At 44.3% G+C, this 14,393-nt stretch carries 15 protein-coding genes; 13 read left to right on the top strand and 2 right to left on the bottom strand.

From position 1 onward, the window contains the following. The first annotated feature begins 2 nt into the window (after positions 1-2). From BLT53_RS08650 to BLT53_RS08615, 9 genes are all read left to right on the top strand, one after another. Positions 3-533, top strand: a complete 531-nt coding sequence (locus BLT53_RS08650) for a spore maturation protein (protein WP_090234153.1) — start codon at positions 3-5, stop codon at positions 531-533. 113 nt (positions 534-646) lie between these two features. Next, positions 647-1,396: a pseudouridine synthase gene (locus BLT53_RS08645; RefSeq protein WP_090234152.1), complete on the top strand. Its 750-nt coding sequence runs from the start codon at positions 647-649 to the stop codon at positions 1,394-1,396. A 43-nt stretch (positions 1,397-1,439) separates the two neighbouring features. Continuing rightward, complete coding sequence (gene resA, locus BLT53_RS08640) at positions 1,440-1,982, top strand: thiol-disulfide oxidoreductase ResA (protein WP_170834283.1); 543 nt, start codon at positions 1,440-1,442, stop codon at positions 1,980-1,982. Between the two features lie 14 nt (positions 1,983-1,996). Beyond that, positions 1,997-3,610 carry a cytochrome c biogenesis protein ResB gene (resB, locus tag BLT53_RS08635; RefSeq protein ID WP_090234149.1) on the top strand — a complete coding sequence of 538 codons (1,614 nt, stop codon included), beginning with the start codon at positions 1,997-1,999 and terminating at the stop codon, positions 3,608-3,610. A 20-nt stretch (positions 3,611-3,630) separates the two neighbouring features. Further along, the gene (ccsB, locus tag BLT53_RS08630; protein WP_090234148.1) at positions 3,631-4,824 is read left to right on the top strand and encodes a c-type cytochrome biogenesis protein CcsB; all 1,194 of its coding nucleotides are present in this window, start codon (positions 3,631-3,633) and stop codon (positions 4,822-4,824) included. A 115-nt stretch (positions 4,825-4,939) separates the two neighbouring features. Next, positions 4,940-5,659, top strand: a complete 720-nt coding sequence (locus BLT53_RS08625; RefSeq protein ID WP_090234146.1) for a response regulator transcription factor — start codon at positions 4,940-4,942, stop codon at positions 5,657-5,659. Then, the gene (locus BLT53_RS08620) at positions 5,656-7,446 is read left to right on the top strand and encodes an ATP-binding protein (protein ID WP_090234145.1); all 1,791 of its coding nucleotides are present in this window, start codon (positions 5,656-5,658) and stop codon (positions 7,444-7,446) included. The genes BLT53_RS08625 and BLT53_RS08620 overlap by 4 nt, the downstream gene beginning before the upstream one ends. Positions 7,447-7,615: 169 nt before the next feature. Next, the gene (locus BLT53_RS24975) at positions 7,616-7,789 is read left to right on the top strand and encodes a hypothetical protein (RefSeq protein WP_170834282.1); all 174 of its coding nucleotides are present in this window, start codon (positions 7,616-7,618) and stop codon (positions 7,787-7,789) included. A 26-nt stretch (positions 7,790-7,815) separates the two neighbouring features. Then, positions 7,816-8,625 carry a histidinol-phosphatase gene (locus BLT53_RS08615; protein ID WP_090234144.1) on the top strand — a complete coding sequence of 270 codons (810 nt, stop codon included), beginning with the start codon at positions 7,816-7,818 and terminating at the stop codon, positions 8,623-8,625. 49 nt (positions 8,626-8,674) lie between these two features. On the opposite strand, the gene serA is transcribed toward BLT53_RS08615, so the two are convergent. Then, entirely contained in the window at positions 8,675-10,246 is a 1,572-nt protein-coding gene (gene serA, locus BLT53_RS08610) for a phosphoglycerate dehydrogenase (RefSeq protein WP_090234142.1), read from the bottom strand. Positions 10,247-10,437: 191 nt separating this feature from the next. Further along, positions 10,438-10,686, bottom strand: a complete 249-nt coding sequence (locus tag BLT53_RS08605) for a ferredoxin (protein WP_061970751.1) — start codon at positions 10,684-10,686, stop codon at positions 10,438-10,440. A 240-nt stretch (positions 10,687-10,926) separates the two neighbouring features. On the opposite strand from BLT53_RS08605, the gene BLT53_RS08600 reads away from it, so the two are divergent. Genes BLT53_RS08600 through BLT53_RS08585 form a run of 4 tightly spaced genes read left to right on the top strand, consistent with a single transcriptional unit; the run spans position 10,927 to position 14,364 of the window. Next, entirely contained in the window at positions 10,927-11,994 is a 1,068-nt protein-coding gene (locus tag BLT53_RS08600) for a YpbB family protein (RefSeq protein ID WP_170834281.1), read from the top strand. Beyond that, positions 11,969-13,528 carry a RecQ family ATP-dependent DNA helicase gene (locus tag BLT53_RS08595; protein ID WP_090234140.1) on the top strand — a complete coding sequence of 520 codons (1,560 nt, stop codon included), beginning with the start codon at positions 11,969-11,971 and terminating at the stop codon, positions 13,526-13,528. Before BLT53_RS08600 ends, BLT53_RS08595 begins: the two co-directional genes overlap by 26 nt. After that, a complete protein-coding gene (locus BLT53_RS08590; RefSeq protein WP_170834280.1) occupies positions 13,467-14,087 on the top strand; it encodes a CPBP family intramembrane glutamic endopeptidase in 621 nt (206 codons plus the stop codon). Before BLT53_RS08595 ends, BLT53_RS08590 begins: the two co-directional genes overlap by 62 nt. After that, positions 14,071-14,364, top strand: a complete 294-nt coding sequence (locus tag BLT53_RS08585) for a hypothetical protein (protein WP_090234137.1) — start codon at positions 14,071-14,073, stop codon at positions 14,362-14,364. The genes BLT53_RS08590 and BLT53_RS08585 overlap by 17 nt, the downstream gene beginning before the upstream one ends. The last annotated feature ends 29 nt before the right edge of the window (positions 14,365-14,393 follow it).

The following is a 14,393-nucleotide window of genomic DNA, read 5'->3' as shown; positions in this document are numbered from 1 at the left end:
GTATGAGTTTCGTAAATTCATTTTCCATCTGGTTTATTCCTTTTTTGATCGGATTCATTCTGCTATACGGAACCTATAAAAAGGTGCCAACTTATGAGGCCTTTGTGGAAGGCGGAAAAGAAGGTTTCTCCCTTGCTGTTTCCATGATCCCCTATCTTGTCGGCATGCTCGTTTCCATATCCGTATTCCGTGCTTCAGGAGCGCTTGAACTTCTTCTCGATTTTGGAAAACCTCTGTTTGATTGGATGCATGTCCCCGGGGAAGTGGTACCTCTCGGGCTGATGAGAACCATTTCCGGGAGCGGGGCGCTCGGCATGACTTCTGATTTGATCGCCGCTCATGGCCCTGACTCCTTTATTGGCCGGCTTGCTTCAACCATTCAGGGAAGCACCGATACAACCTTTTACGTGCTGACTGTCTATTTTGGGGCGGTGGGCATCCGGAAAATGGGCTATGCCCTGAAAGTTGGTTTGCTGGCCGATCTTGTTGGTTTTATCGCTTCAATTGTGGTTGTCACTCTCGTATTTTCATAGAAAACACCGGATGGAACCAAACATCCGGTGTTTTTTGTTTAGGTAACGGCTTTTCTGTTGGGCACCTTGTGAAATGGAGGGCGAGAGAGTATGATGTTAAATGAGGTGAAATCATGGAACGTTTACAAAAGGTAATTGCCCAAAGCGGCATTACATCAAGAAGAAAAGCAGAAGAGTTGATCACGGAAGGAAAAGTGAAAGTTAACGGAACCGTTGTCCGGGAGCTTGGGACAAAAGTTACAGGAAAAGACCGGATTGAAGTCAACGGCGTGCAAATCGAAAGGGAACAGTCCGTTTACTTTTTAATGTACAAGCCGTCAGGAGTGATTACGGCGGTTTCGGATGATAAAGGAAGACAAGTGGTTACCGATTATTTTCAAGATATCGTGGAGGAACGGATCTTCCCTGTCGGACGGCTCGATTATGATACATCCGGTGTCCTGATTATGACCAATGACGGTACATTTGCCAATGAGCTGATGCATCCGAAATATAAAGTGGATAAAACTTATATTGCAAAGATAAAAGGAATTCCGGAACGGGAAGTTCTGAAAAAGCTTGAAAGAGGAATCATGCTGGATGACGGAAAAACGGCTCCGGCAAGGGTTAAATTTCTTTCGGGAGACAAGAAAAAGCAGACTGCTATTATTGAGTTGACCATCCATGAGGGAAGAAACCGTCAGGTACGGCGAATGTTTGAAGCCATTGGACATCCGGTCCTGAAACTGAAAAGGGAACGGTATGCTTTTTTGGACGTGAAAGGCTTAAATCCAGGGGAATTCAGAGAACTGACTCCTCATGAAGTGAAGCAACTGCGAAACCAAGCTGTCACACAACCGTCAAAAAAGAGAGGTCATAACTAAAATACAAGGCGTTATAGTTAAGATGGAAACCTAGAAGCAGAAGATGGGAGCGTCGCACGTGAAGAAAAAGCAAAGACTGGTATTTCGTTCGATTCTCCTTGTCATCATTGCCGTTGCGGTAGGCTACACCCTATATAGTAATGTGTTTAACGATAAAAGCGGCAGTGTTCAAAAAGGAGATCAAGCACCCGATTTTGAGTTGACGGATCTACAGGGAAACAAGGTACAGCTTTCAGATTACAAAGGAAAGGGTGTATTCCTGAACTTTTGGGGGACTTGGTGCAAGCCTTGTCAGCGGGAAATGCCTTATATGCAAAAGGAATACAGAAACTATAAAAAGCAGGGCGTAGAGATTCTCGCCGTTAATGTGGGTGAATCCCGCGTTTCTGTTAAGAATTTTGCTGACCGCTTTCATTTGTCTTTCCCTATTCCACTTGATGGGTCCAGGGAAGTCACCAAAGCTTATGGCATTGGGCCAATACCAACCACGTTCCTGGTGGACAAAAACGGAAAAGTCATCGAAAAAACCAGTGAATCATTATCGAATGAGACGATTAAATCGTTTATGGAAAAAATCAAGCCGTAACGGGGTGTGCAAAATTGAAAACAATCAAATGTGAATGCGGCCATAGCAATCCGTTCGGAACCGAAATCTGTGAATCGTGCGGAAAGCCGTTAACCAATGAAAATTCGCGCGAATTGATCAACATGAGGTATGAGGGAAGCGCAGTTCGTTCTCAAACTTACAATAAAACCATAGTTGATAAAATTTGGAATTTCTTTTCATCCGTTAAAGTGGGAATTTGGATCATTATAGTGATTTTGATTGCTGCAGCGATTGGGACCATCTTTCCGCAAGAAATGTACATACCGCCTAATGTGGACCCGACAACTTACTACAAAGAGGAATACGGAACACCGGGCCAGATTTTCTATTTGCTTGGATTTCATAATCTTTATGGTTCATGGTGGTTTCTGTTGCTGCTTGCAGCGCTTGGCATTTCGCTCATTATTGTGAGCATCGACCGTGGGTTTCCTCTTTACAGAGCCCTGAAATACCAGCGGGTAACCAGGCACGAGAGCTTTATGAAAAGACAGAGGCTTTTTGCCGTGTCCGACACCGGAATATCCATGGACCGTGTGAAACGTGTGCTGGCGAAGAAACATTATAGGATCAAGGAAGACAACGGAAATATTCTCGCTGAGAAAAACCGTTTTTCACGATGGGGACCCTATGTTAACCATGCCGGACTGATCATCTTTCTGATCGGGGCGATGCTTCGTTTCTTCCCGGGTATGTATACCGATCAGACCCTATGGATAAGGGAAGGTGAGACAGTGGCCGTACCCGGAACAAAAACAGAAGATGGACAATATTATCTGAAAAACCACAAATTTATTATGGAACTTTATGGCAAGAAGGATAAAGAGTATTCAGCTGCCTTGGACAAAACAGGGAATCCGGTGCCCAAAAACTATCAAAGCAATGTCACCCTTTACCATGCTGGTCCTTCTGATGTGGTCGGGGCAAAGCCAGAGCTTAAAAAAGAAAGAGACGCTAGAATTAAAGTCAATGAACCGTTGTCCTTTAATGATTTTTCTCTTTATCAAGTAGATTTCAAGCTAAATGAGTTTCATAGGATGAATCTGAAGCTGGAAAATAAAAAAACAGGAAAAAGCTATGGCGAGATCAAAGTAAACCTGTTTAACCCAAAATCCACCTACGATCTTGGAAACGGCTACAAAGTGGAGATGGTTGAATATTTTCCGAACTTCAAACTTGACGAAAACGACCAGCCAACGACTGAAAATAGTGTTCCCGATAACCCTGCCTTTGTTTTCAAGATGTTTACCCCGGAGACAACGAAAGGGGAAACGGCGTTTATTGGCATACGGAAAAATGTGGAAGCCGCCGACAACAAATACAAAATGTCGTTTTCAGGGATTGAGACTAAGAATGTTTCAGCTTTGACCGTCAAAAAAGACAATACTCTTCCAATCATCATCATCGGCGGCATTATTTTCATGCTCGGTGTGGTCCAAGGGCTGTACTGGAACCACCGAAGAATTTGGATTCAACAGAGAAACGGCCAACTATGGATTGCTGCCCATACCAACAAAAACTGGTTTGGCTTGAAAAGAGAGATGCAGAACATTTCAGAAGAATCCGGGCTGGTCATGCCGATTGACCAAAGTGACGAAAAAAGTGCTTAAGCCCTGTACAGGAGGTTATTATGGCTGAACTCAGCAGTACTTTGCTTTATATCGCCTTTATTATTTATCTCATTGCAACGCTTGTCTTTGCCATGTCTCTTTCCGATAAAAAAGGAAAAGAAAACAAAGCGGCTTATACGAGAAGATGGGGAAGAGTGGGCTATGTTCTTTCTATCCTCGGTTTTATCTCCCAGCTCGGATATTTTGTGACCCGCTGGATGGCCAGCGGACATGCACCAGTCAGCAACTTGTTTGAATTTACAACCTTTTTTGGAATGATGATGGTGTTTGCTTTTATCCTGTTGTATGGAATTTACAAAACCAACGCGTTAGGTGTTTTTGCCATGCCAATCGCGCTTCTTGTTATTGCGTATGCCAGCATGTTTCCAAAGGATATCGCCCCTCTGATTCCTGCACTTCAAAGTGACTGGCTAAAAATCCATGTTACAACAGCTGCATTGGGGGAAGGGATTTTATCCATTTCCTTTGTCGCCGGATTGATTTTTCTAATCCGGGTTGTTGACCAGACCAGCTCCACTAAAAAGACGAAAATGCTCGAAATCATCATGTACCTTCTCTTATGTGTGTTCGGTTTTATTGTTGTCAGCGCCATTTCTGCAGCGGCAGGTTATGAAACATCGTTCAACTTTACCGACAAGAAAGAACAGAAGGTGGAATTGACCTACAATGTGCCTGCGCTTGTCGGACCGCCAAACGGCACTCAAGCAGATGATCACTTTGGACCGCTTGTTGCCTCACCTTCGTGGATGAACGGAGAGCAGGCTCCAAGGAAATTCAATACCTTTATCTGGTCGCTCCTTACAGGCGGTGTGCTGTACGGCATCGTCCGGCTCATTTTAAGAAAGCGAATTGCAGCCGCGATCCAACCGAAGCTCATGAACCTGAAACCGGAATTGGTGGATGAAATCAGCTACCGGTCAGTTGCGATCGGTTTTCCAGTATTTACGCTGGGGGCGCTGATCTTTGCCATGATATGGGCACAGGAAGCATGGACCAGGTTCTGGGGATGGGATCCAAAAGAAGTTTGGGCTCTGATCACCTTCCTGTTTTACGCCGCCTATCTTCATTTCCGCCTTTCAAGAGGCTGGCATGGCGAAAAATCAGCCTGGCTGTGTGTCATTGGATTTGTCATCATCATGTTCAATCTGATTGCTGTTAATCTTGTGATATCCGGCCTTCATTCCTATGCGTAATATGAAAAAAAGCGGCCCTTCATTTCAATTTTTCCTTTTGAGATGAAGGGTTTTGTGATATACAGGCTGTTCATGTATGATAGAGGTGCAGATTCATTGAAATGGAGGAACACCAGTGGAAAAAGAAGCGAAGATTTTAATCGTGGATGATGAAGAACGAATCCGCAAACTTTTAAAAATGTACCTGGAACGCGAAAATTATGAAGTAGATGAAGCGGAAAACGGAGAAGAAGCTCTGGATTTTGCTCTGACACTGAACTATGATTTGATATTGCTTGATCTTATGATGCCTGGTATGGACGGCATGGAAGTATGTGAAAAGTTAAGACAGCGTAAAGCGACACCCGTTATTATGCTGACAGCAAAAGGGGAAGAAGTTAACCGGATCCAGGGCTTCGAGTCCGGTGCGGATGATTATATCGTAAAACCATTCAGCCCGCGTGAAGTGATTCTACGGGTTAAAGCGCTGCTCCGGCGGTCCTCTTCCACAAAGTTCTTACAAACCGAGTCGGTTGCCAAAAACATCATTGTGTTTCCGCATCTGACCATTGACCATGACGCTCACCGTGTGATTGCCGGAGGCAAGGAGGTCAACCTCACACCAAAAGAATACGAACTCCTGTATTATCTGGCCAAAACACCGGATAAAGTGTATGCGCGGGAACAACTCTTAAAAGATGTTTGGAATTATGAGTTCTTTGGGGATTTGCGAACAGTGGATACCCATGTCAAACGACTTCGTGAAAAATTAAATAAAGTGTCTCCTGAAGCAGCATCAATGATTGCTACAGTGTGGGGAGTCGGCTACAAATTTGAGGCTGCAGAGCAAGCATGATCTGGCGGAGTGTCGTCGGAAAACTCTGGGTCACCATTTTACTTCTTGTTTCAGTTGTTCTGTTCATTTTAACGGTGATGCTGACACAGTTCGTCGGCCGTTACTACGATAACCAAGCGGAAGAACAGCTCACCAAGCTCACGCATAAAATGGTGGAACTGCTTGAGGACTATAACAGCAAGGAAGAGGCGCTGCGCATTTCCTCGGAGCTAGTGGACGCTTATTCCTTGAACGCCATGATTATCATGGATAAAAATGAACATTACTCACCAACATCAAGAAAGCAGGAAGAAGCGGACCTACCGGTGAGTGTCTTTTTTAAAAATAAATCCCTCGCCTCTGTTTATCAAAACGGTAAAAAAGTGGTAAAGAAGGGCGATTTTCCAGTCATGTCAAAAGGGAAGGAAATACATAACCGGCTTCTGATCGTCGGGCTTCCCTTTAAAATAGAAAACGGGAAAACCGGCGCTGTTTATGTGTATCAGTCACTGGAAAACATAGCTGAAAGCACCAACTATACCAAACGGCTGATCTTTTTATCGGCTGGTATCGCCATTATCCTGACAACAATCTTTGCCTTCTTTCTTTCCAGCCGTGTGACTGCGCCGCTGCGCAAGATGAGGGAAGCGGCCTCTCATATGGCTCGTGGTGAATTCGACATGAAGGTGCCGATGCTGACCCATGACGAAATCGGTGAACTTGCCATGGCATTCAACCGGATGGGGAGGCAGCTGAAAAATTTTATTACTGCGTTAAATCAGGAAAAGGAACAGCTGTCTGGAATTCTCAGCTCGATGGCCGATGGCGTTATAACGTTTGACCGCAGGATGAGCATCCTAGTTTCGAACCCTCCTGCACAGCGTTTTCTGCAGGCTTGGTATTATGAACAGGGGATGGACACGGACAAAAAAGAAGCCCTGCCATCGGAGCTTACCGGGCTGTTTCAAATTGTTGTCACCTCAGAAAAAGAACAGTACATCGAGATTGATATTCAAGGTCGAAGCTGGGTGGTCGTTATGACCCCGCTTTACAACCAATCCTTTGTAAGGGGAGCCGTGGCTGTTCTGCGTGATATGACAGAAGAGAGGAAGATGGAGAAGCTGAACAAAGACTTCATTGCCAATGTCTCTCATGAACTCAGAACACCGATCTCGATGCTTCAGGGATACAGTGAGGCCATCGTGGACGATGTGGCCGGTTCCAGGGAAGAGGAAAAAGAAATTGTGAAGATCATTCATGATGAATCGCTGAGAATGGGGCGGTTGGTTAATGAGCTTCTCGATTTGGCGAGGCTTGAAGCCGGACAGATGAAGCTGCGTCCGGCTACGATTTCGGTTAACGAGTTCTTTGAGCGGGTCGTCCGGAAATTTTATGGCATTGCCAGAGAACGCGACATTGAGCTGACCCTCAATCTGAAGGCAGACGGCACCGCCCGGTTTGATCCTGACCGGATTGAACAAGTGCTGACCAATTTGATCGATAACGCTCTTCGCCATACCGCCTCGGACGGCAAGGTCGCCATTTTGGTGGAACGCTTTAAACAGGGGCTGAAGATTGAAGTGACTGACAATGGATCGGGAATCGCAGAAGAAGACCTTCCGTTTGTGTTTGAGCGGTTTTATAAAGCCGATAAAGCACGAACACGCGGAAAAAAGGGCGGTACTGGCCTTGGACTGGCCATTGCAAAAAATATTGTGGTTACCCACAATGGGAGCATTTCGGTTCACAGCAAGCTCAACGAAGGCACCACATTTTCCATCTTTTTGCCGCTATCTGTTGAAGAATAGGTATTTCGCCCGATTTTTCTTGTTCCATAAGAAACAAACTCCAAAAACAAACGGTTCCTGCCGTTTGTTTTTTATTATCTCGTATGGTAAAAACACTACTAAATTGAGGGTTCTTAAAAGACGTTTTCCGCATAACATGAAAGGGTGATTCTTGTTTCAGGAGGAAGAGATGAAAGACTACGGAAGACGTTTATTGGTAGTACTGGCGATTACCCTTTGTATTGGAATGTTGTTCCTTGGAGGAAAAGGCGGAGAGGCGAAATCGAGAGAAAATTTCGAAAAACACTTGAAGCAGCCCGTTTTTCATGGTACAAAAGTGGATAAGGATTTACCCAAGAAATAGGTTGTACAATCAGAGGAGGAAACGGTTTGCCGACAGACTATCACAATCATTTGGAAAAAGGAACTCTCACGCTGGACTACTTAAAGAAATTTGTGGATGAAGCACGTTCTAAAAACATTCCTAATTTCGGGATTTCTGAACATGCCTATCATTTCTATCAAACGAAGGATATTGTCAGCAAGCCTTGGATGGAAGAACGCAGATACTATGATATGGAAGACTATGTGAAATTGTTTCATGAAGCATGGAACAACGATTTGGAAGTGAAGATGTCGATCGAAATGGACTACACACCCGGTAGCCATAATGAGATGGAGCAGTTTATCTCAAACTATGATTTTGATTATGTTATTGGTTCTGTTCACTGGGTGGGCGATTTCGGAATCGACTTGGCGGAATACCGAAAAGAATGGGACCGGAGAGACCTGTATGAGGTGTACAGACAATATTATGATCAGGTAGTCACGCTCGCAGAGTCCAATCTTTTTGACATCATTGGCCATATTGATCTTGTTAAAATTTTCAAGTACATACCCAAGGATGAAGAATTTTTGCTTGAGCAGTACGACCGGGCCACTGAGGCACTGAAAAATTCAAAGACCTGTGTAGAGATTTCGACTGCCGGCTTAAGAAAACCCGTTCAGAGGATGTACCCAGAACCCGTTCTACTCAAGATGTGCAAAGATAAAGGTATACCGATCGTCTTTTCTTCTGATGCACACGAGCCTGCTCACGTAGGAGCAGATTATGATCAAGCGTTTCAACTGGCAAAGGAAACAGGATACACCTCGGTTATGACGTTTAACAAGGGACAAAGAAAAGAAATTACCTTTTAACTAAAAACACAGCAAAAAGCACGGAGTTTCGATCTCCGTGCTTTTTGTGTTACAGATTTATTTTGGTGGCTGACACGACGTCTGGCAGTTCCTTGATTTTCAGCAAAATGTCTTGAGACAGCTCCTTGTCAAAGCTTAGCATCATGATGGCCTCTCCACCTGCCATTTTTCGTCCCACTTGCATGGACGCTATGTTAACCTCAAGGTCGCCGAGCAGCTTGCCGACTCTTCCGATGACACCCGGGCGATCGATATGTTCAATATAAACAAGAAAGCCTTCGGGTGCGAAATCGGTAGAATATCCGTTAATGTTGACGACTCTCGGTCCATACCCGCTGATAAAAGTGGCCTGAAGGCTGAAGCTGTCATGTTCTCCGATTACCCGGGCTTCCATCCAGTTCTCATAGCCCTGAGCATCCGTGCTGTACGTTTCGCCAAAAGTAAATCCTTGTTCTTTGGCAATCAGTGCCGCATTAATATCATTGATGATCCGGTCTACTCTTGGCTGCAAAAACCCTGACAGCAACCCTCTGGTTACAAACCCAGTGTTATGGTTGGTGATAGATCCGGCAAAAGTAATTTTAATTTCCTTAATGGGGGAGGAGAAAGATTGTGACAGCAGTTGGCCAGACATCTTGGCAAGCTCATAAAACGGGTGGATTTTAAGAAATTCCTCATTGGAAACGGCAGGGAGATTCACGGCATTTTTGACCGGTTTTCCCTTGGAAAAGGAGGATATCTCATGAGCAACTTGTGATGCGACATTCAACTGGGCTTCAGTCGTTGATGCAGCAATATGGGGAGTGGCAATCACATTCTCCAGTTGAACAAGTCTGTTTTCCACCGCGGGCTCGGTTTCAAAAACATCAAGGGCACAGCCGGCTACATGCCCACGGGTTAAGAAGGTATAAAGGGCTTCTTCATCAAGGATTCCTCCTCTGGCACAGTTGATGAGGTAAACGCCCTGTTTTGTCTTTGATAGATTGTCAGCGTTGATCAATTTTTTGGTGTCCTTTGTGAGCGGAGTATGTACAGAAATAATATCGCTCGTACTCAGCAGCTCATCAAGTGGTAAAGAAGTTACCTGAAGTGTTTTTGCCCTGTCATGGGTCAGAAAAGGATCATAAACCTGCACCTTTGCACCAAATACTCTCGCCCTTTTGGCCAATTCGGTGCCGATTCTGCCCATGCCGACAATGCCAAGCGATTTTCCGGAGAGTTCGGTTCCTTTGAAACCCGAACGGTTCCATTTTCTTTCTTTGACCGATTGATTGGCCTGAGGAATTTTTCGGAGGAGAGCCATAATCATCGCAAAGGTATGCTCCGCTGTGGAAATAGTATTGCCGTCAGGAGCATTGATTACCAATATCCCTCTCTGTGTGGCTGCATCGATATCGATATTGTCTACCCCCACACCAGCGCGGGCAATGATTTTCAAGTTGGAAAAACGCGACAACAGCTCTTTGGTTACCATGGTGGCACTCCGTACAACCAAAGCATCAATATGTTCCGGTTGGGAAATCTCGTTAACGTGCCCGTAGATGACAGAAACACCAGGATCGCCCTCCAGTTCTGCCATTCCTTCCTTTGCAATCGAATCTGCTGCCAGCACTGTAAACATAGAATCACTCCGCTCTTGATATTTTGCTGAATATTTATATAATACTGATAATTTATCACAGGAATTTTTTGCTTACAAACAAAATCTGTGAGATTATTCGTTTCAGGCAATTGACAAGCCGGATTGGTATGATTTTTAATGAATATAAAAAGCCCTTCTTTAAAATGAAGGGCTTCTTGGTCCGTCCAATACTATTCAAATTTTAAAGGATCGCCTTCGAACGGCTCGTCTGCTACTTTGATTGAATCAGTAGGGCAGCCTTCAAACGCGTCCTGCATATCATCGACCAGTACATCTGGAATTTCAACGATACCCTGATTTTCATCAAGTGTAACAAAAGCGATACCTTCATCATCATAATCATAAATATCTGGGGCAGCAGCTCCACAAGCTCCACAGGCAATGCAAGTGTCTTTGTCTACAATTGTGTACTTTGGCATATTTATAACCTCCTAATCATGGTAAAACGATACAATATATTACGTATACATGCAAATTGTTATACTTCAATATATGTGTGCTATACATATTGTAAGTTATTCTCTACCATTATTTCAATAGAAAAAATGACCGTTTGTGTAAACACTCCTAGAATACTCTCGATTCCCCGGCAGTTACTCCGATGAACGAGCAACATAGTTAAGCTTTTTCATGTAAACTATATGCGTGGTGATAAATTAATGAATATGACTGAAGGACTTCTTCTATACTTGATACAAAAATTAAATGGGGAGCGCAGCCTTTCCGGTCTACTCCATATGCTTAACGGAAAAAAGACATCACAAACCCTATCAGACGGCCATTTGTTTAATATTTCTTCTTTTTTTGGAATATTGCCGGGGCTACTCCGGGATGAGGCTGAACACAGGGTTGCAGAGCTTCTGAAAAGAGGTTTGGTCCGTCTGGAGAATGATCGTTATACGATTACAGATAGAGGGGCACAGGTGACAGAAGATTTCATTCATTTGCACCCTTACCTGTTTTCGTTTGATGGCATGCGCTACAAACAGGCAGAGCAGCCTTTCTACCAATTGCTTACACTTTACATACAATCACTTTCTCATGCGATCAGGAAGGATTTTTCTTTTTTGCCAGTTTCGCAGGATCCGGCTGTTCTACATTCAGTAAAGGAGCGGTTCCCAAAAGGGGAAGATAGGCAGAAGGAAGCGGATCAGCTGTATGGTGAAATGTCAGCCCTTCTTTGTGAATGGACCGATCTTGATGCGGAGAATTTTGTCCTGAGATTGAGCAGACATAATCGGACAGGCTTAACGAACAAACAAGTTGCACAAGCTCTGCAGATACATGAAGCGGAAGCACAGCTTCGTTTTCGTTCCATGCTTCACTTTTTTATGAAAAGGGCCAAGGAGGCACATGAGGAGTACAGGGTGCTAAACAAATTGATGGCCGGTCTGGACCTGGACAAGCCGTTAACTCTCTCGGCACAAAAAACTTGGAATCTTTTGAACGAAAGGAAGAGCATGGAGCAAATCATCAAAATTCGCAGGATGAAAAAAAGCACAATTGAAGATCATCTCGTTGAAATTGCCATCCACTATGACCGTTTTTCAATCGATCCCTATGTTTCTTTGGAAGAACAAAAAAGGATTTTAAATGCCTATTCTGTCCTTAAGACAAAAAAACTGAAAGTGATTAAAGAAAAACTGGAAGATATATCGTATTTTAAAATCAGGCTGGTCCTTGGAAAGGCGGGAGATGTTCTTGAACCTTCAAACCCTGTTATATAATCGATTTGGATACCGTGAATTTCGTGCAGGACAGCTTGAAGTCATTGAGGATATTCTGTGCAAACGAGATGTGCTGGCAATGATGCCGACAGGGACAGGAAAATCTCTGTGCTACCAGCTACCCGGATATGTTTTTTCGGGAGCGGTGCTCATCGTATCTCCATTATTATCGCTGATGGAAGACCAGGTGGAACAACTGAAGCGATCAGGAGAGAAAAGAGCAATAGCCCTGAACAGCTTTATGGATTTTCAAGAAAAAAGAAGGGTTATGCGGCGTCTTTCCTATTACAAGTTTATTTATGTATCACCTGAGATACTGCAAAATGACTATATGATCAGGGAGTTACAAAAACTGTCGATCTCTCTTTTTGTAGTAGACGAAGCGCATTGCATTTCACAATGGGGACACGAGTTTCGCACCAGCTATCTTAAACTATCTTCCATACGCTCAAAATTGGGCCAGCCTCCCTGTCTGGCATTGACAGCAACGGCTACACCAGAAGTCAGGAGAGACATTTGTGACAAGCTTGGAATTCCTTCTTGTATGGAGCATGTGTACAGTGTTGACCGTCCCAATATAGCACTCGCCACTGAACAGCACCCGGTTCATATCGACAAGCTGAACCGGGCTTTGGAGCTCGCTTCTACCCTGGAGGGACCCGGGCTCATATATGCTTCAACCCGGTCATGGGCAGAACAACTCGCAGAAATGCTTCGTGCCCAAGGCGAGAGCAGGGTGGCTGCCTATCATGGTGGCCTTGAAAATGAAGACCGGCTGTTGATTCAAAAACAGTTTTTAAATGATGAGCTTGATGTGATTTGCTGCACGAACGCCTTTGGAATGGGCATTAATAAACCGAATATCCGTTACGTCATACATTTTCAAATGCCGGCCAATATTGAATCGTACGTACAGGAAATCGGACGGGCCGGAAGGGATGGTAAGCCGAGCCTTGCTGTGCTTTTGTACAGCGGCGGGGATACGGAACTTCCGGAAATGTTCATTGATCATGAATATCCAACCGAAGCCCAAGTCATTCATTGCGCTTCGATGCATGCCGGTGATCCTCTTCAATTTTTGGAGATGCTCGAACGCATGGAGATGGGGGAAAGCGCCAGAAGATTTCTGTTTTACCAATTTGAGGAGGAAGGCTTTTTTTCCAGAACAGGACAGACCTTACCGGAAACGGCAAGAAATCGCATTCTATCAAAAATTCAACACAGAAAAGCCCACAAGCGCAAAAAACTGAATGAAATGGTAGAATGGACGAAAGGCGATTATTGCAAACGGAAAAAAATAGGGGATATTTTTAGCGAAACCAGCCAAAGCATGGAAAGGAATTGCTGCAGTTTTTGCCGAATGGACCTCGGTCCCTTTTTTAGAAAAGAAGAAAAAGAGCGTTCTTTGGAAGAACATATGAGCTGGCAAAAGGAGCTTCGATATATTTTTAATCAGGAAAGTGATGGTGTTCATGAAGAAGTGGGATCAATCTGCGCTGATCCGGCAAATGAGCGACAAGGAGCTGCGACTTAATATTTATGTGTCCCAGGGAGTTTTTCTTGCTGCGGGAACATTGATTATGCTGTTTACCGGATTTCATCTGGAGCGGTTGAGGTGGGAAATGTTTCCCGTACTTGTGCTCGGTCTGGGAACAGCTCTTGCGGTGGTGCTGGCCAATCTGCTGCTTCATCTATTTCTACCCGAAAGAATGCTCGATGATGGCGGCATCAATGAACGGATCTTCAGAAAGGTCCCGATTTGGCACATTGCCTTTTTGACGGCTGTGATCTCAATTGCCGAAGAGTGGCTGTTCCGAGGTGCCATTCAGCCTCTTTTAGGTTTGAGCCTAACGAGTTTACTATTTGCCGTGCTCCATGTACGATATATAAAAAAGCCGGTTCTTTTTATTGCGGCGGTTCTATTAAGTTTTCTGCTCGGATACTTATATGAAAAAACCAATAACTTGATTGTACCCATGACTGCTCATTTTTTTATTGATTTCCTGCTTGGCCTGCTTATATCAAAAGGCTGGCTGACTTCCCGTAACAATCGGGCTGAAAACGGAGGTGGTTTTTTTGAAGAACGTGAGTGAGGAGACTGGACTGATCCAGGATCGTCCACTGCCTTCGAGAAAAGAATTTCATCAAAGAAAAGCGAAAAGGGTGAACACGACACAAGCCGGGAAAAAGACATCCCCTTCCTCACCCCCTGAAAAGAAAAAACGGCTGCCGCTGACTAGGAGCCTCCTTCTGGCATTTATGCTGCTTGTTGTTTTTATTCTTACTTATAATCTCTGGTTTCCAAAAGTCATGAATCCGATTAACGGAAAAGATGATGTCCAAAAAGTGCAAATCGAATCTCATAATTAAGCTGACGGGCTAGCTGCCGTCAGCTTTTT

The sequence above is a fragment of the Fictibacillus solisalsi genome (assembly GCF_900103485.1).
Taxonomy (GTDB): Bacteria; Bacillota; Bacilli; order Bacillales; family Fictibacillaceae; genus Fictibacillus_C; species Fictibacillus_C solisalsi.
Note: the sequence above shows the minus strand (reverse complement) of the source record. Positions and strands in the feature narration are given on the sequence as shown.